This window comes from Coralliovum pocilloporae (genome assembly GCF_030845175.1).
Taxonomy (GTDB): domain Bacteria; phylum Pseudomonadota; class Alphaproteobacteria; order Rhizobiales; family Cohaesibacteraceae; genus Coralliovum; species Coralliovum pocilloporae.
On the sequence record NZ_CP132542.1, the window covers coordinates 1535737 to 1551063 of the forward strand.

At 55.1% G+C, this 15327-nt stretch carries 15 protein-coding genes; 6 read left to right on the top strand and 9 right to left on the bottom strand.

Annotation, left to right across the window (positions count from 1 at the left end; all coding sequences use genetic code 11):
* Nucleotides 1-3: 3 nt before the first annotated feature.
* A complete protein-coding gene (locus tag RA157_RS07185) occupies nt 4-894 on the bottom strand; it encodes a methylated-DNA--[protein]-cysteine S-methyltransferase (RefSeq protein WP_350335788.1) in 891 nt (296 codons plus the stop codon).
* Between the two features lie 86 nt (nt 895-980).
* Nucleotides 981-1487 carry a DUF2244 domain-containing protein gene (locus RA157_RS07190; RefSeq protein WP_350335789.1) on the bottom strand — a complete coding sequence of 169 codons (507 nt, stop codon included), beginning with the start codon at nt 1485-1487 and terminating at the stop codon, nt 981-983.
* Nucleotides 1488-1541: 54 nt separating this feature from the next.
* Here RA157_RS07190 and nth point away from each other — a divergent pair, with 54 nt between their 5' ends.
* On the top strand, nt 1542-2258 hold the full coding sequence (nth, locus tag RA157_RS07195) for an endonuclease III (RefSeq protein WP_350335790.1): 717 nt from the start codon (nt 1542-1544) through the stop codon (nt 2256-2258).
* Here nth and RA157_RS07200 read toward each other — a convergent pair.
* Both RA157_RS07200 and RA157_RS07205 read right to left on the bottom strand, forming a co-directional pair.
* Nucleotides 2255-4225 carry a glycosyltransferase gene (locus RA157_RS07200; protein WP_350335791.1) on the bottom strand — a complete coding sequence of 657 codons (1971 nt, stop codon included), beginning with the start codon at nt 4223-4225 and terminating at the stop codon, nt 2255-2257. The two genes, nth and RA157_RS07200, sit on opposite strands and share 4 nt — an antisense overlap.
* Nucleotides 4226-4443: 218 nt before the next feature.
* Nucleotides 4444-5121: a sulfate transporter family protein gene (locus RA157_RS07205; protein ID WP_350335792.1), complete on the bottom strand. Its 678-nt coding sequence runs from the start codon at nt 5119-5121 to the stop codon at nt 4444-4446.
* A 158-nt stretch (nt 5122-5279) separates the two neighbouring features.
* Between RA157_RS07205 and RA157_RS07210 the strand changes: the two genes are divergently transcribed.
* Complete coding sequence (locus RA157_RS07210) at nt 5280-6281, top strand: adenosine kinase (protein WP_350335793.1); 1002 nt, start codon at nt 5280-5282, stop codon at nt 6279-6281.
* A 151-nt stretch (nt 6282-6432) separates the two neighbouring features.
* Here the strand turns inward: RA157_RS07210 and cysK are convergent, their stop codons facing one another.
* From cysK to ubiE, 5 genes are all read right to left on the bottom strand, one after another.
* A complete protein-coding gene (cysK, locus tag RA157_RS07215) occupies nt 6433-7404 on the bottom strand; it encodes a cysteine synthase A (protein ID WP_350335794.1) in 972 nt (323 codons plus the stop codon).
* Nucleotides 7405-7600: 196 nt separating this feature from the next.
* On the bottom strand, nt 7601-8059 hold the full coding sequence (dut, locus tag RA157_RS07220) for a dUTP diphosphatase (RefSeq protein WP_350335795.1): 459 nt from the start codon (nt 8057-8059) through the stop codon (nt 7601-7603).
* A gap of 4 nt (nt 8060-8063) precedes the next feature.
* Complete coding sequence (gene coaBC / locus RA157_RS07225) at nt 8064-9269, bottom strand: bifunctional phosphopantothenoylcysteine decarboxylase/phosphopantothenate--cysteine ligase CoaBC (RefSeq protein ID WP_350335796.1); 1206 nt, start codon at nt 9267-9269, stop codon at nt 8064-8066.
* Nucleotides 9270-9322: 53 nt separating this feature from the next.
* The gene (gene ubiB, locus RA157_RS07230) at nt 9323-10903 is read right to left on the bottom strand and encodes a 2-polyprenylphenol 6-hydroxylase (RefSeq protein WP_350335797.1); all 1581 of its coding nucleotides are present in this window, start codon (nt 10901-10903) and stop codon (nt 9323-9325) included.
* Nucleotides 10903-11685 (bottom strand): bifunctional demethylmenaquinone methyltransferase/2-methoxy-6-polyprenyl-1,4-benzoquinol methylase UbiE, encoded by a 783-nt coding sequence (gene ubiE / locus RA157_RS07235; protein ID WP_350335798.1) that lies wholly within the window; start codon nt 11683-11685, stop codon nt 10903-10905. The genes ubiB and ubiE overlap by 1 nt, the downstream gene beginning before the upstream one ends.
* 170 nt (nt 11686-11855) lie before the next feature.
* On the opposite strand from ubiE, the gene mutM reads away from it, so the two are divergent.
* From mutM to RA157_RS07255, 4 genes are all read left to right on the top strand, one after another.
* Nucleotides 11856-12737: a bifunctional DNA-formamidopyrimidine glycosylase/DNA-(apurinic or apyrimidinic site) lyase gene (gene mutM, locus RA157_RS07240; protein WP_350335799.1), complete on the top strand. Its 882-nt coding sequence runs from the start codon at nt 11856-11858 to the stop codon at nt 12735-12737.
* A 106-nt stretch (nt 12738-12843) separates the two neighbouring features.
* Nucleotides 12844-13617 (top strand): enoyl-CoA hydratase, encoded by a 774-nt coding sequence (locus tag RA157_RS07245; RefSeq protein WP_350335800.1) that lies wholly within the window; start codon nt 12844-12846, stop codon nt 13615-13617.
* 177 nt (nt 13618-13794) lie between these two features.
* Nucleotides 13795-14061, top strand: a complete 267-nt coding sequence (rpsT, locus tag RA157_RS07250; RefSeq protein WP_350335801.1) for a 30S ribosomal protein S20 — start codon at nt 13795-13797, stop codon at nt 14059-14061.
* A gap of 659 nt (nt 14062-14720) precedes the next feature.
* Nucleotides 14721-15167 (top strand): rhodanese-like domain-containing protein, encoded by a 447-nt coding sequence (locus RA157_RS07255; protein WP_350335802.1) that lies wholly within the window; start codon nt 14721-14723, stop codon nt 15165-15167.
* Nucleotides 15168-15327 lie beyond the last annotated feature (160 nt).

The window sequence follows — 15327 nt, forward strand, 5'->3', positions numbered from 1 at the left end:
ACACTAACCCTGATGCGTTTCCAGAAAGGCTGTTTCCCAGCCGATGAGGGCTCGCTTGCGGGTGATTCCCCAGTGATAACCGCAGAACCCGCCGGATTTCCCAACAACCCGGTGGCAGGGAACGACGAAGGAGATCGGATTTTTGCCAACGGCCGTGCCAACGGCCCGGGATGCTTTCGGATTGCCCAGATGCTCAGCAATGCGGGAATAGGTGGTGGCCCGTCCTACCGGAATTTTCAAGAGTGTCTCCCAGACCCGGATTTCAAAATCCGTCCCGATCAGTGTGATGCGCACCGGATTGTCGGGAGTCCATTGTTCGGCATTGAAGATCTGTGCTGCGTAAGGTGCCGTCGCCGCTGAGTCCTCCAGATAGTCTGCCCTTGGCCAGCGCGCCCGCATATCGTCCAGGGCTTTGGCTTCCTCGCCCTCATCGGCAAAGGCCAGTCCGGCGAGGCCATGATCTGTTGCCATCAGAAGAACGAGTCCGAACGGGCAGGGATGAAATCCGTAGCGAATCACGACACCTGCGCCCTTTGCCTTGTAAACACCGGGGGTCATTGCCTCATGCGTCACAAACAGGTCATGCAGACGGCTGGGGCCTGAGAGGCCGACTTCGAAAGAGGTCTCCATGATGGAGGCTGAATCTTCCAGAAGTTTACGGGCATGATCCATGGTGATGGACTGCAGGAAGGCCTTGGGCGTGATCCCGGCCCAGCGGGTAAACAGCTTCTGCAGGTGCCCGGCACTCAGGCCAACATGGGTTCCGATCTCATCCAGAGAGGGCTGGTCGTGCCAGTTCTCACTGAGATATTCGATAGTTCGCCGGACCGTATCATAATCCCGCAAAGCGCCTGATTCTGTGCCAAGGTCTGAATCGAGAACCGGAATAGCCATGGATCGTGTCTCCCGCAGTCAAGTTGGAGACACATTAGCGATTTGGCCCTCCGCTTCCCACCCGAAAACGGTGACAGATGCCCTGTTCAAGCGCGACCGGTACGGGCGTCGGAGAGCGCAATGGCAAAGGCCTTGCTGAATGTCTCCCGATCTGCGGGGTTGAGAAAGGAACCGAGCTCCAGTTCCCTGCCATGGGATGTCAGAGTCAGACGGGTGACGCCCTCATCAGGCAGGCATTCCACATGAAGGCGCGCCCAGTAGGGATTAAAGGTGAAGACCTGTTCCTGGCCATTGGGTGACACACGCCGGATCACCAGCTCGGACCGGCTGACATGGACTTCTTCAAAGGCGCGCCCTGACCGGTAATTGAGACGAAAAGCGATATAGATCGCCAGAACGTCAAGGCCGAGAAATCCGGCAACGGGCCAGGCACCGACGGCCCAGAAGACGACGCCCGAAACAAAGGAAATCAGAGTAATCAATCCCATGACGATGAGAAAACCACTGCGCCCCAGAGATCTGTAGGGCGTCAGCAGAACCGAGAAAAAGGGCTGATCCGTCTGTGGATCTGTTTTTGCATTGCCTTCCGTCATGTGGCCTCAGTATAGATGAACTTCGAAAAGTTCCAAAGAGCCCAGGACCGTTTCATGTCTGCAAGCAAACCACGAAAGCGCAGCCGTCTGTCTGTTGCAGACCGGCACGAGATGTTCGCCCGTTTTGAGCAGCAGATGCCGGAACCCAAGGGCGAGCTGGACTATGTCAATGAATTCACGCTTCTGGTCGCAGTGGTGCTTAGCGCCCAGGCAACGGATGTCGGCGTCAACAAGGCCACAAAAGACCTGTTCAAGATTGCCGATACGGCTGAGAAAATGCTGGCTCTGGGCGAAGACACGGTCCGGGACTACATCAAGACCATTGGCCTTTATCGGAACAAGGCCAAGAATGTCATTCTGCTCTCAGAACAGCTGATCAAGGACCATGGTGGTCTCGTGCCGCAGACCCGGGAGGAGCTGGAAGCCTTGCCGGGGGTCGGACGCAAAACCGCCAATGTCGTGCTGAATATCGCATTTGGCCAGCCAACCATTGCGGTTGATACGCATTTGTTCCGGATTGCCAATCGCACAGGTCTTGCGCCCGGGAAAAATGTCCTTGATGTGGAACTGCTGCTGGAAAAGACAGTCCCGAAGGAATTTCTGCTCCATTCCCATCACTGGCTTATTCTGCACGGTCGCTATATCTGCAAGGCACGCAAGCCTGAATGCACGAAGTGTATCATCGCAGATATCTGTAAATCAGCCGAGAAAACCTGTGATGTGCCAGCGGAGATTGTCGAGATAAGGGACTGGCGTGAGATCCAGATCTAGAGCTCACTCAGATCACCTTTCGGCAGGGGTAGAGAGCTATTCGGGGTAAAATCGACGAAACTGCCACCCAACTGCTGCAAACTCTCCTGAACACGCGCTAAGGCAAAACGACCTGGCTCGTCCTCAGCCTGAAGGCCTGTTGACGTATCTTGACCCGCACCATTGAAGCTGCTGTCTTTGCCGTCGGAGCCATTGTCACAGCCAACCAGACCTATTTGCCGGTAGCCCAGGCGCAGGGCTATCGGAAGAGCAACGCTCAGGAGGCTTGTTCGTCCGTCATGTGTGAAACCGTCAATATCCAGGTTTGAAGTACCCATAACGTCTATGAGCTCTTTCTGCGGCTTTTCAAAAAGCACGTAACGGATATCAAACTCGTCTGCCAGACCTGAGATTTCAAAATATTCCCGGAAATAGAAACTGGTCCAGATCTGTGGGCGCCAGGCCCTCTTGCGAAGCGTGCTTATGTATTTTTTGGGCATTGTCGGCTGACGTGTGTGCCATCCTCCAAAAAACGCATGAGAACCAAGAACCAGATGATCAGGTTTGATTGCGTCAAAATCCGGATGGTGGATGAACCAGTCAAAGGTGAAGGTTTCAAACTCTTTCAGCCTGCAAAGGTCCGTTTCATTGATGGATGGTCCATTGCCAATAAACAGGCAGGCTGGCTTGCCATCAATCGTACCGGGTTTTTCAACCCGGCGATCAAAGTAGCCAGGACGGGAAATTTCTGTCTGATAGTGCTGCTGACGAAGCCGCCCAAGTTTCTGGAGGTTCAGCATGCGCCATATACTTGGACGAACAGCGCCATCACCACCCTGAGGAATCTGGCTTTCATCCATGAAGTCTTCATGGAACCAGGGTTTGTATCCTGCAAAATGGATCATCCGTATGAAACTGGTGTCACCGGCACGGTTCTGATCCAGAAACTTGATATTGCAATTGAAATTGATAGGAAGAAACTCAGCCTGACGCGCATAGATAAAGCGGTTCCAGGCTTTCTGATCTGCAAACCGATCCAGAAGCGGGCAAAAAGGCTTGTGATTTGTCCGGACCAGATCCTTGAGTTCGTCAAAGTCCGTTTTGTCCATATACCGGCGCGGGATTGAAAGAATTCCGCTGTTGATAATGGGCTGTCCAGTACCAGGAGAAACAGCTGCCCAGGGACGTGCGCCATAGTCCTGGCAGGCAAAAATCGTGTCGTCCTCAACAGTTGCAGGCTTCTCTTCAGCACCCAGGGGCAGATCTTCGCCGGTCCAGAAATGGCTGATATCGTCGATAATGGCTGTATCTGAATCGAGCACCACCACGCGTTCATAGTCGGTCAGGCCTAATGCCATAACACTCATATAGCCAAAGATGCCGATACGTTTCCTGTTCTGGCTGTCCCGGGCAATACTGCCGAGCCAGCTCATATCCGGTTCCCTGAAATGGACATTTGGATAGATATGACGGGCTCTGCGCATGGAAAAGTTACTGATACTGCCGTCATGGAAAACGATCACATCAGATTCAAAATCCGGGTAGACATCGAGAAAGGAAGCCAGAAGAACTTCAAGTCCCGGCAGAAAAAGATCGTTGGCTATGGTGACAAAGGCAACTGAGCGCGGAGGGGTACGCCGTTGCGGAAACACTTTGGTATATACCGGTGATTTTACGCCATGCTCCATTTCACGCACCGAGATAGATGCGATTTCAAGCTTCTCCCGGTCACCCTCAAGATCCTCATATTGCTGGCGCGCAGTCTCTACATCTGAGAAGTAGTTGGCTTTCTTTCCCCCCTGGGAATCAGCAATCAGCAAGGCCCGTTTTGCAGCATTCGCAGCGTCCATACGCTGGTTCCGGGCTTTGTCCCGCTGCTTGCGCAGGAGAGCATTTTTCTCTTTCAGATGCCTGGTTTCATGGGGGGTTATAACGGCGGCAACAGGCTTGATCAGCGCATAATAGGCAAGTTTCCTGAGCATCTTCATGGATAGATTCTCTTTGTCCATAGAAACGGCAAATGGAAATCAGTTTGCTGGATTCCGCGAGAACGCCTGATGCGAAACGCTTCAATATGGTTCGTCTTGAGGAGCGCCATTCTCTTCTCAGTCTCGAAAAGAAAACCACTTATTGCATGCCTGATAACAGGTGTCACGGGCGCTGGCATGGCTGATCAGCAATAACCGGATAATGAGTATGTGTCTGGTCAGGCTCTCTTGTCTCTTGCTCTGCGGTCAATCCGCTTGTGCATATGCACCATAAAGGCGGTGGCGAAGAGCGGGGTCAGCAGGTTGACGATAGGAATTGCAACGAAACCGGCAATGATGACACCTGCGAAGAAGACGCGTGCACCATTGTCCTGCCGCATCGCCTTGGCTTCTTCGACGGAATGAAACCGCATGGCAGCCAGCTCGAAATATTCCCGCCCGAGCAGATAGCCGTTCGCGATGAAGAAAGCGATGAAGTTGATGCCGGGCAAAAGGGTCAACAGGAGAACGAACAGGTTCACCGCAATCACCATAAGGGTGAATTTGGCGGTCAGGGCGAGAGACTTCGCCAAGGGCAGTTCGCGTCCAGGTGCGTCATGCGGATAGCGGGTCTGTTCGACAGTCTGGGCGATCTCGTCGAGAAAAAAGCCAGCAATCGCTGACGTAATGGGTGGCACGAGAAAAACGAGCCCCAGAAAAACACCAATTCCTGCCAGAATGGCGATGGTCGTATCAAGCCATGGATAGGGGACCACAAGAAAGGCTTCGAGCAGACCTTGCGCTCCAATCCAGATCACGACGAGAAGGGCTGCGGTCAAACCGAGGGATTTGAACAGGACCGATCGGAAGGGTGGCGTAAAGAGGTCGCTCAAGGCAAGCAGCGCGGCGGAAATCATAAGGTCTGATCCTGTCAGATGAGCCATTCAAAGAAACGGATATAAGCAGTGGCCGGAGATTGCACAAGCGCTTGCGTTGAGACCGCCGCTGACTATACTCCGCGCGTCCCGCAAGAGGGGCTGAACCAACGCGTCATCATCCTGCCAGGAGCACCTTTATGACTGACACGAAATTTGATGTTCTTGGCATCGGAAATGCCATTGTCGATATTATCGCTCGTGAGAACGATGATTTTCTCGCCAGTCATGACATGGTCAAGGGCTCCATGATGCTGATCGATGAGGCGCAGGCCGATTCAATCTATAATGACATGGGCCCTGCAACGGAAATTTCTGGCGGTAGCGCAGGCAACACAATTGCCGGTGTGGCGTCCTTCGGCGGTCGGGCAGCCTATTTCGGCAAGGTTGCGGATGATGAGCTGGGCCGGATTTTCCGGCATGATATCCGGGCCATCGGCGTTCATTTCGAAACAGCACCACTGACGGAGGGCCTGGGCACGGCGCGCAGCATGATTCTGGTCACGCCGGACGGAGAGCGGACCATGAACACCTTCCTTGGAGCCTGCGGTGCGCTGGGGCCGGATGATATTGATGCGGAAATCGTCGGGGCTTCTGCCATCACCTATATGGAAGGCTATCTCTGGGACCCGGAAGAAGCCAAGAAGGCGTTTCTCAAGGCAGCGGACATTGCACACGCCCGAGGTCGGAAAACCGCGCTGACCCTGTCTGATTCCTTCTGTGTCGACCGGTATCGCGATGAGTTCATCGGCCTCCTGCGTGATAATCACATTGATTATCTCTTCGCCAATGAGGCCGAGTTGAAATCGCTCTACCAGACATCGGATTTCCAGTCCGCCGTTGATGCTATCCGCAAGGATTGTGCCTTGGCGGCTGTAACCATCGGTGAAAAAGGTGCGCTGGCAATTGCAGGAGATGCTGTTTACGAGAGCTCAGCATTCCCGGTTGAGGAAATTGTTGATCTGACCGGAGCTGGTGATCTGTTTGCCGCTGGTTTCATGACGGCTCTGACCCGTGACAAATCCCTTGATGATGCTCTGGAACTGGGATGTCTGGCAGCCTCAGAGGTTATTTCTCATCTGGGTGCCCGACCAAACACGTCTCTGAAAGAGCTGGCCGGGCAAAAAGGCATCGAGCTTTAATCAGAAACTATAGCGTGCTTCCGAAAAGTTGACAGACTTTTCGGATAAAAGCTCGCGTAAAAATAATATGTTAAAGCACCTTCGCCGGTTCAGCATTAAGGTTTGGTGCTTTAGATGGGCGCATGTATTGTGCGCCCATCTGTTCCTGACCCTAGATAAGTTCGTCAAACAGGGCTGTGGAGAGATAGCGCTCTGCAAAGGACGGGATGATCAGCACAATACGCTTGCCTGCCATTTCATCCCGCTTGCCGATGGCAATGGCTGCGGCAACCGCAGCACCTGACGAGATACCTACCGGAATCCCTTCTACAGCAGCGAGCGCGCGTGCGGTCGACATGGCGTCTTCATTGCTGATTGTGACCACTTCATCATAGACATCTGTATCGAGCACATCGGGCACAAACCCTGCGCCGATGCCCTGGATCTTGTGCGGGCCCGGATTGCCGCCAGACAGGATCGGGCTGTCCGTTGGCTCAACCGCAACTATCTTGATATCCGGGTTGCGCTCTTTCAGCACCTGGCCAACACCTGTAATCGTGCCGCCTGTTCCGATCCCGGCAACAAAGGCATCAACTGTGCCGTCTGTGTCGTTCCAGATTTCTTCCGCTGTGGTGCTGCGATGGATAGCCGGATTGGCCGGGTTCTGAAACTGTTGCGGAATAATCGCGCCGTCGATTTCTCCAACCAGCTCCTCGGCACGGGCAACAGCGCCTTTCATGCCTTTTGCGCCTTCAGTCAGAACCAGCTCCGCGCCAAGCAGCTTCAGCATTTTGCGGCGCTCAACCGACATGGTTTCCGGCATGACCAGTATCAGCCGGTAGCCGCGGGCAGCAGCCACAAAAGCAAGGGCGATGCCCGTATTGCCGGATGTGGGCTCAATCAGGGTGCTCTCGCCGGGCGCAATTGTGCCATCAGCTTCCAATGCATCAATCATGGCAACGCCGATGCGGTCCTTGACGCTGGCGATTGGATTGAAGAATTCGAGTTTGGCCAGAAGTTCGGCCTTGACGCCATGCTGTGCAGCAAAGCGATCAAGACGGACAAGGGGCGTATCGCCAATCGTGTCAGTAATGGAGCCGTAAATCCGGCCCCGCCCGGGTGTCTTGTTTGATGTCTCTGTCATAATAGACCCTCACGCAGTCTCTGAACGGTTCATACAGAGGTAAGCCAAAAGCTTTCGGAAAACCAGCCCTTGAATATGTAAGGTTTTGCCCGGTATTAAAAAATAATCCTACTGCATCTGTCTTTACGGAGGAAAATGCCCAATCAGCGTAGGTTTTTATAATTTTTCTAGAATAACGTTCTTCAGGCTAGCCTGTCTATGTCGTGCCAGTGGACCCGAAACCACCTGCGCCTCTGTCGGTTTCATCGAGTGCGTTAACCTCGATACAGTGGGCCTGTATGGTTTCTGCAATCACCATCTGCGCAATCCGGTCACCACGCCGGATCTCGAAGGCCTCGGCGCCGAGATTGACCAGCAGAACCTTCACTTCCCCACGGTAATCGCTATCGATTGTGCCGGGTGCATTCAAAACGGTGACGCCATGCTTGGCAGCCAGGCCGGACCGTGGTCTGACCTGGGCTTCAAACCCTTCCGGCAAGGCCATGGTCAGACCGGTGGGGACAGCACCCCGCGCCATGGGTTCAAGCACAAAAATCTCTCCCTCGGGCAAGGCAGCGCGCAGGTCCATACCAGCGGAGCCTGTTGTCTCATAGGATGGAAGCGGCAGGCCTGATCCGTGGTCAAGCCGTCTGAAAGGAAGGTTTATTCTGGTCATTCGGTCAATCCGTGAAGGTCTTCAGTGTCTTAGCCATCCGCTCGACCAGTCTGGTCGCCACATCAGTCTTTGTCATGTTTGGCCATTCCTCGACACCATCAGCATCAACAATCCTGACGGAATTGTGGGAGCCTCCCATAATACCAGTTTCAGGTGAGACATCATTGGCGACAATCCAGTCTGCTTTCTTGCGATCCAGTTTGCCGCGCGCATTCTCAACCACATCGTCAGTTTCAGCTGCAAAGCCGATCAGAAGCCTGGGCCGTTTCTCATGATGGCCAACGGTTTTCAGAATGTCGGGATTCTCGACAAAGGAGAGTTGCGGAGTGTCTCCACCGGGCTCCTTCTTGATCTTGGACTGTCCGGCTTCTGCGACCCTCCAGTCTGCAACAGCCGCTGTCATGACGGCCAGATCAACGGGCAGGGCCTGTTCCACCGCATCCAGCATTTCGCGGGCTGTTTCCACATGACGGGTTGTGACGCCGTAAGGATCAGGAATGGAAACAGGCCCCGAAATCAGCGTGACGGATGCTCCGGCGCGAGCCAGTGCTGCCGCAATCGCATGGCCCTGCTGGCCGGATGACCGGTTGGCGATATAGCGTACCGGGTCAATCGGCTCATGGGTTGGCCCGGATGTAACAAGTGCCGTTTTGCCTCTGAGGTCGAGAGTGCTTCCAAAATAGGCATCAACGGCATCGGCAATCGCGTCTGGCTCTGCCATGCGGCCCGGTCCGAATTCGCCGCAGGCCATGTCACCCTCATCGGGGCCGACAAAATGGACACCATCGGACCTGAGAGTGGACAGATTGCGCTGGGTGGCCGGATGGGCCCACATCCGCACATTCATGGCAGGTGCTGCAAGCACGTCCGTATCAGTGGCAAGAAGCAGGGTAGAAGCCAGATCATCGGCCTGACCATGAGCCATCTTGGCCAGAAGATCGGCGGTCGCCGGGGCGATGACAATCAGGTCAGCAGAGCGCGACAGCTGAATATGGCCCATCTCCGCTTCATCGGTCAGATCAAACAGATCCGTATGGACCCTGGTTCCGGTCAAAGCAGATACGGACAGGGGGGTGACGAATTCATGCGCGGCTCTGGTCATCACCGCGCTGACTTCGTAGCCGCGATCTTTCAGGCGTCTGATCAGCTCCAGTGATTTATAGGCTGCGATACCGCCTGCAATCATCAAGAGAATGCGCTTGCCGGACATGTCTGAACTCCTGACGACCCGAGACTTTGGGGCTCCGGTCAGATGGCGTCATATCACCAGAGATAGGGTTCCACTGCAAGGGCAGCCAGTGCGGCGGCAATGACCCAGAGCGCGATACGGCCAGATCGTGTGCGCCGGGCCTCATTGGCACCTATGCGGTCGACGGTTTCGGGCGCCAGCCGGAACCCGGTTTCAGCCATGGACGCCATCTCGTCAGACAGGCGCTCGGCGCGCTCAGCAAGCTCTGGCAGGGATTCGACCAGTCGACCCACGGCACCAAGACTGTCTGCAGCCTGTTCAAGCCGCCCGGCCGGGCCCAGATTACGGGTCATCCAGTCACGCACCACCGGCTCCGCCGTCTTCCACATATTGAGATCCGGATCGAGCATCCGGGCCACGCCCTCGGTCACCACCATGGTCTTCTGAAGCATCAGCAGCTGCGGCTGGGTCTTCATGTCAAACACATCGGTGAATTCAAACAGCTGGCCAAGCAGGCGGGCCATGGAGATTTCGCTGGCATTGCGGCCCTGCAAAGGCTCTCCGATGGAACGCAGAGCCTGGGCGAACATCTCCACATCCTGGTGCGGCGGTACATAGCCGACTTCGAAATGAACTTCCGAGACCCGTCGATAATCACGGGTGATAAAGCCGTAGAGAATCTCGGCAAGGGCGCGGCGCTCATGTTTTGGCAGCCTTCCCATGATGCCGAAATCAACGGCAACGATATCACCGTCTGCAACAAACAGATTGCCCGGATGCATGTCGGCATGGAAGAAACCGTCCCGCATGGCATGGCGCAGAAAGCTCTGCATCACCTGTGCGGCAAGCGCCTTGCGGTCAAGACCGGCTTCTTCGATTGCCTCCAGATCCGTCAGCTTGATTCCATCGACCCATTCCAGGGTCAGAACGGCCTTACCCGACCGCTCCCAGAACACATCCGGCACATGAAAGCCCGGATCCTCCTGTACATTGTCAGCCATTTCGGAAAGGGCAGCGGCCTCAAACCGGAAATCCATCTCAAAATCAACGGACCGGGCCAGTGTCTCAATCGTATCCACCGGGCGGAGGCGGCGGGATGGCGGATGAAAAAGCTCAATCATCCGGGCCGCAAACAGGAAGGCTTTCAGGTCACGGCGAAATTTCCGACGGACGCCCGGACGGAGCACCTTGACGGCGACAGATTTCGGGCCGTCTTCGGTCTCGATTGTCGCTTTGTGAACCTGGGCGATGGAGGCGGCAGCCACCGGGGTGCTGAAATCGGAAAAGAGTTTTGAGACAGGCCTGCCCAGTTCCTGTTCAATCCGGAGGCGGGCTTTCTCGTCACCAAAGTCGGCGATCCGGTCCTGAAGCTGTTCCAGATGGGCTGCCATGGTTTTACCGACCACATCCGGTCGTGTGGCCATAAACTGGCCAAGCTTGACATAGGACGGGCCGAGCCGGTTGAGTGCACCGCTGAGGCTGTCGGAGACCGATGTTTCAGAGAGGCCCGAGCGCTCCACCAGACGGGCGGTCCGCAACAGCAGGCGGGCTGGCAGGGGCAGACCCTCGGTCGGGGCCAGGCGCAGGACGCCCTCCCGCGCAAAGACATAGCCCACGCGAACCAGCCGGAACGGAAGAGTAAGAGTGGCGAGCATCAGAGTTTGTAACCGGAATGAATGGCAGCGATGCCGCCGGACAGATTACGCCAGGTAACGCGGGAGAACCCGGCTTCCTCAATCATCGCGCCAAACCGGTGCTGATTGGGAAACTGACGGATTGATTCCACCAGATACTGGTATGGCTGACCATCGCCCGTAACCATTTCGCCGATTTTCGGGATCGCACCAAAGGAAAAGGCGTCATAAACCTTATCCAGTACAGGCATCTCGACTTCAGAGAATTCAAGGCACATGAACCGGCCACCCCGTTTCAGCACCCGATGGGCTTCCCTGAGAGCCTTGTCGATACGGGGAACGTTACGAATGCCAAAAGCGATCGTATAGGCGTCGAACTCGCCCGGACCGTAGGGCAGGTCCTCGGCGTTACCAACCACGAAATCAGTCTGTTTCGATAGGGACCGCGCCTTTGCCCTGTCCTTGCCCACCCGCAGCATGGATTCATTGATATCTGTAACCCGCACGTGGGCCGATCCGCGCGAGGCTTCGACGATGCGAAAAGCGATGTCACCGGTGCCGCCTGCCACATCAATGGTGCGATAGGAGTGCTTGCCGGATTTGGGCGGGCACAGCCAGGCAATCATGGCGTCTTTCCAGAGCCTGTGCATGCCACCGGACATCAGGTCATTCATCAGGTCATAGCGCTCTGCCACCTTGTGAAAGACATCATTCACAAGGCCCTGCTTGTCACCAAGCGGGACGGTCTGAAACCCGAATGAAGCTGTATCGGATTGTGCAGTCCCGGTTTTTTGTGCAGTCATTGAATCGGTGCTTTCGCATCATGCTGTCATCCCTGATCATCAGGAACGCACTTATCTGGTCGCGGCGGACCCTATAACAAAGCCATGCAAGTGCCAAGCGCACCATTGACGCGGGCGGGCGATTTCGGTCATCTCAGCATCAATATGGTTATCAGTGCCGGAGGATTGTCATGCCAGAGCTGCCGGAAGTGGAAACAGTCAGAAGTGGTCTTGCCCCTGTTCTTGAAAGCCAGAGGCTGGAGCAGGTCGATGTAAACCGGCCGGATCTGCGGTTTCCGTTTCCTGACCAGTTTGCCGAAAGGCTTGAAGGGCGGTGTTGTACCGCGCTCGGTCGGCGGTCAAAATATCTTCTGATGGATCTGGATGATGGCTCTGTGGTGGTCATGCATCTGGGCATGTCCGGTTCATTCCGGGTCGTCACGGCTGAAGAAGCGCGTCAACCCGGTTCCTTTCATCATGAGCGGTCAAAGAATGAAGCGCATGATCATGTGGTCTTTCACCTGAAAAGCGGTGATCGGGTTATCTATAATGATCCGCGCCGGTTTGGTTTCATGGACCTCATCCGTCGGGAAGACCTGCCGGAGCACAAGTTCTTCAGGGCGCTTGGAGTTGAGCCGACTGGGAATGCCCTCGGTGCGGATTATCTGGCAGCACGGTTTGCCGGTCGCAAGGCCCCGCTGAAATCGGTTCTCCTGGATCAGAGCATCATTGCCGGGCTGGGCAATATCTATGTCTGCGAATCGCTCTGGCGTTCAGGACTGGCTCCGGACCGGGCAGCCGCGACCCTGGTTCGCAAGGACGGCAAGCCGCGAAAGTCCCTGATCACTCTGACGGGCCATATCCGTGCCGTCATCGCAGACGCAATTGCAGCAGGGGGCTCTTCGCTGAAGGATTATGTCCATGCGGACGGGTCGCTCGGTTATTTTCAGCACAGTTTCTCGGTTTATGACCGGGAGAATGAACCGTGCCGCACTGAGGCGTGTGACGGTGTCATCAATCGCATGGTCCAGAGTGGGCGTTCTACATTCTATTGCCCGTCCTGTCAGAAGTGATCCGGCACGGGATCGCAGAAGGTCGGACTTGCGTCTCACCCTCGCCTTGGGTAGCTCTACCTGTATTGAATTTGGATATCAGCTCTGAGTGGAAGGCCGAAACGTCATGGCATTTGAAAATATCCTCGTTGAAACGCGCGGCAATGTGGGGCTTATCACCCTCAATCGTCCAAAGGCGCTGAACGCCCTGAATGGCAAGATCGTTGAAGAGATCACCACAGCGCTGCAGGCCTTCGATACCAATGATGATGTGGGCTGCATGGTTCTGACCGGTTCGGAAAAAGCCTTTGCTGCGGGCGCTGACATCAAGGAAATGCAGTCGCTGGATTATGTCACGGCCTATACAGGTGACTTCCTCACGTCCTGGGACGCCATTACCAAGGTCCGGAAACCGGTCATTGCCGCTGTTGCGGGCTATGCGCTTGGCGGTGGCTGCGAGATTGCCATGATGTGCGATTTTATCCTCGCGGCCGACAATGCAAAATTTGGCCAGCCGGAAGTTCAGCTGGGCGTGATGCCTGGTGCTGGCGGCAGCCAGCGCCTTACACGGTTTGTCGGCAAGTCCAAGGCGATGGAAATGAACCTGACGGGCCGGATGATGGATGCCGAGGAGGCTGAGCGTGCCGGACTTGTGTCCCGGATCATTCCGCTGGATGAGCTCGTGGATGAGGCTGTAAAGACAGCCCAGAAGATTGCTGAATTCTCTCGCGCCTCTATTCTGATGACCAAGGAAGCGGTCAATCGGTCCTATGAGGTTCCCCTCTCTGAGGGCACGCGGTTTGAACGACGGCTGTTCCAGTCTCTCTTCTCAACGGAGGATCAGAAAGAGGGTATGGCGGCCTTTGTCGAGAAGCGAAAGCCAAACTTCGAAAACAGATAGCGGAAACCCGTTGACGCGGCCAGCCGGACTGACTATAACCAGCGCCGACTGGTGGCGAGATGCTCGCCGCCCCGCATGCCTGTTGCCGATCTCAGGGATCTTGGCGTTCAGGCTCTCTTAGTGATCATGAGGGTCATCGAAAGATGACCTGGCCAGCGAAACAGGAAAGGCTGATCCATGGCCAATACACCTTCGGCCAAGAAGGCCGTTCGCAAGATTGCCGCTCGGACGGCCGTCAATAAATCTCGCCGCACCCGCATGCGCGGTTTTATCCGCAAAGTGGAAGAGGCTCTTGCCTCCGGCGATTCCAGCGCAGCAGCAGCAGCGTTCAAGGCAGCTCAGTCCGAGATCATGACGGCTGTCAGCAAAGGCATCGTGCACAAGAACACTGCGTCTCGCAAAGTGTCTCGTCTGAATGCCCGCGTGAAAGCACTCAGCGCCTGATTTTTCGACGCTATAGCCTTTTGTAGAGCCCGGCTTTTGCCGGGCTTTTATTTGCCAGAACGCCTGCTTTTCTAACCTCCGGTTGTGTCTTCAGTCGCTCGCCCAATCAGGGGGAGGTAATATGGTAAGAGAGTGGCGTGGCAAAATTATCTCTTTAATATCAAATGCTTATCCATATGATGTTAAAGAGTGTGATGTGGATAGGGGATTCGAGACGAGTCAATATCTGACAAAAATATTTTTTGTCGGCTTCGTAGAATCGCAGTGCGGGTAATCGCTCAGACCCGTGAATCCATTGAGTCAAAAGGCGTTAGGGGATGGGGCCGCGAATTTGCGTGATTGATGAGGCGGGTTTCATGGGTATATGAGGTCATTTGCGACGTTTGAGTCTGTTGCGCGAGCCCATTTGCCGGTGTATCTTCCAATTATCGATTGGGGCAAGTAATACCGAGAGTAACGCGAGTTCGATCTAGTCGTCTTTGCCGATTCCTGGCAAAGCAATCAGTATAGTTGTGTCGATCAAAAGTATGTCTTGAAGATATACTTGGCTAACCATTTTGCGCTTTGCGCAAAGTCCTTGTTCCGTTTTGCTCGGGGCGCATTTATAAAGCTGCCGGAAGGTTTAAGCACATTCCTTGATTGGAGTGAGAGGGAAAACTATGTCTGAACGTTCAGATTTGCCTTATGCGGGAGACATTTCTGTAGCTGAGCTCGGGGAGCGCCTGGGTGAAGATAGCAACGCTGTGCTGATTGATGTGCGCACGCAGGCCGAATGGGCTTTTGTGGGCGTGCCTGATCTCTCAGAAGCAGGGCGCGATCCGCTCTTTCTCGAATGGCAGTCTTTTCCGGGCGGACAGCAGAATGGACAGTTTGTCGACCTGCTGACACAGGCGCTTGGTGCAAACGGTCTCGGCAAGGAGACAGCACTTTATTTTCTATGTCGGTCCGGAGCCAGAAGTGCGGCTGCGGCAGCTGCTATGACGCAGGCTGGCTTCAAGGCCTGCTTCAACATTGCGGAAGGGTTTGAAGGACCGATGGATCAGGATGGGCATCGCGGCACGGTTTCGGGCTGGAAACAGTGCGGACTGCCCTGGCGGCAATCATAACAGAACGTTTTGAAGGACAGGTTCCTTTCAAGAGGCCAAACGTGACAAAAACACTGCAACAACAAGAAGAGAGACAGGCGTTTCAGGCGCATCTGTCTGATTCCGTTAGACACTGCACAGAGGTTGGGGTGACCGATTGCAATGAAACAAACGCGGGGGT

Bases quoted from the DNA above. Each gene is read 5' to 3' on its own strand.
- RA157_RS07255 (WP_350335802.1), top strand. From the start codon at position 14,721: ATGTCTGAACGTTCAGATTTGCCTTATGCGGGAGACATTTCTGTAGCT.
- RA157_RS07205 (WP_350335792.1), bottom strand. From the start codon at position 5,121: ATGATTTCCGCCGCGCTGCTTGCCTTGAGCGACCTCTTTACGCCACCC.
- RA157_RS07245 (WP_350335800.1), top strand. From the start codon at position 12,844: ATGGCATTTGAAAATATCCTCGTTGAAACGCGCGGCAATGTGGGGCTT.
- RA157_RS07190 (WP_350335789.1), bottom strand. From the start codon at position 1,487: ATGACGGAAGGCAATGCAAAAACAGATCCACAGACGGATCAGCCCTTT.
- dut (WP_350335795.1), bottom strand. From the start codon at position 8,059: ATGACCAGAATAAACCTTCCTTTCAGACGGCTTGACCACGGATCAGGC.
- cysK (WP_350335794.1), bottom strand. From the start codon at position 7,404: ATGACAGAGACATCAAACAAGACACCCGGGCGGGGCCGGATTTACGGC.
- ubiE (WP_350335798.1), bottom strand. From the start codon at position 11,685: ATGACTGCACAAAAAACCGGGACTGCACAATCCGATACAGCTTCATTC.
- RA157_RS07200 (WP_350335791.1), bottom strand. From the start codon at position 4,225: ATGAAGATGCTCAGGAAACTTGCCTATTATGCGCTGATCAAGCCTGTT.
- coaBC (WP_350335796.1), bottom strand. From the start codon at position 9,269: ATGTCCGGCAAGCGCATTCTCTTGATGATTGCAGGCGGTATCGCAGCC.
- mutM (WP_350335799.1), top strand. From the start codon at position 11,856: ATGCCAGAGCTGCCGGAAGTGGAAACAGTCAGAAGTGGTCTTGCCCCT.
- ubiB (WP_350335797.1), bottom strand. From the start codon at position 10,903: ATGCTCGCCACTCTTACTCTTCCGTTCCGGCTGGTTCGCGTGGGCTAT.
- rpsT (WP_350335801.1), top strand. From the start codon at position 13,795: ATGGCCAATACACCTTCGGCCAAGAAGGCCGTTCGCAAGATTGCCGCT.
- nth (WP_350335790.1), top strand. From the start codon at position 1,542: ATGTCTGCAAGCAAACCACGAAAGCGCAGCCGTCTGTCTGTTGCAGAC.
- RA157_RS07185 (WP_350335788.1), bottom strand. From the start codon at position 894: ATGGCTATTCCGGTTCTCGATTCAGACCTTGGCACAGAATCAGGCGCT.
- RA157_RS07210 (WP_350335793.1), top strand. From the start codon at position 5,280: ATGACTGACACGAAATTTGATGTTCTTGGCATCGGAAATGCCATTGTC.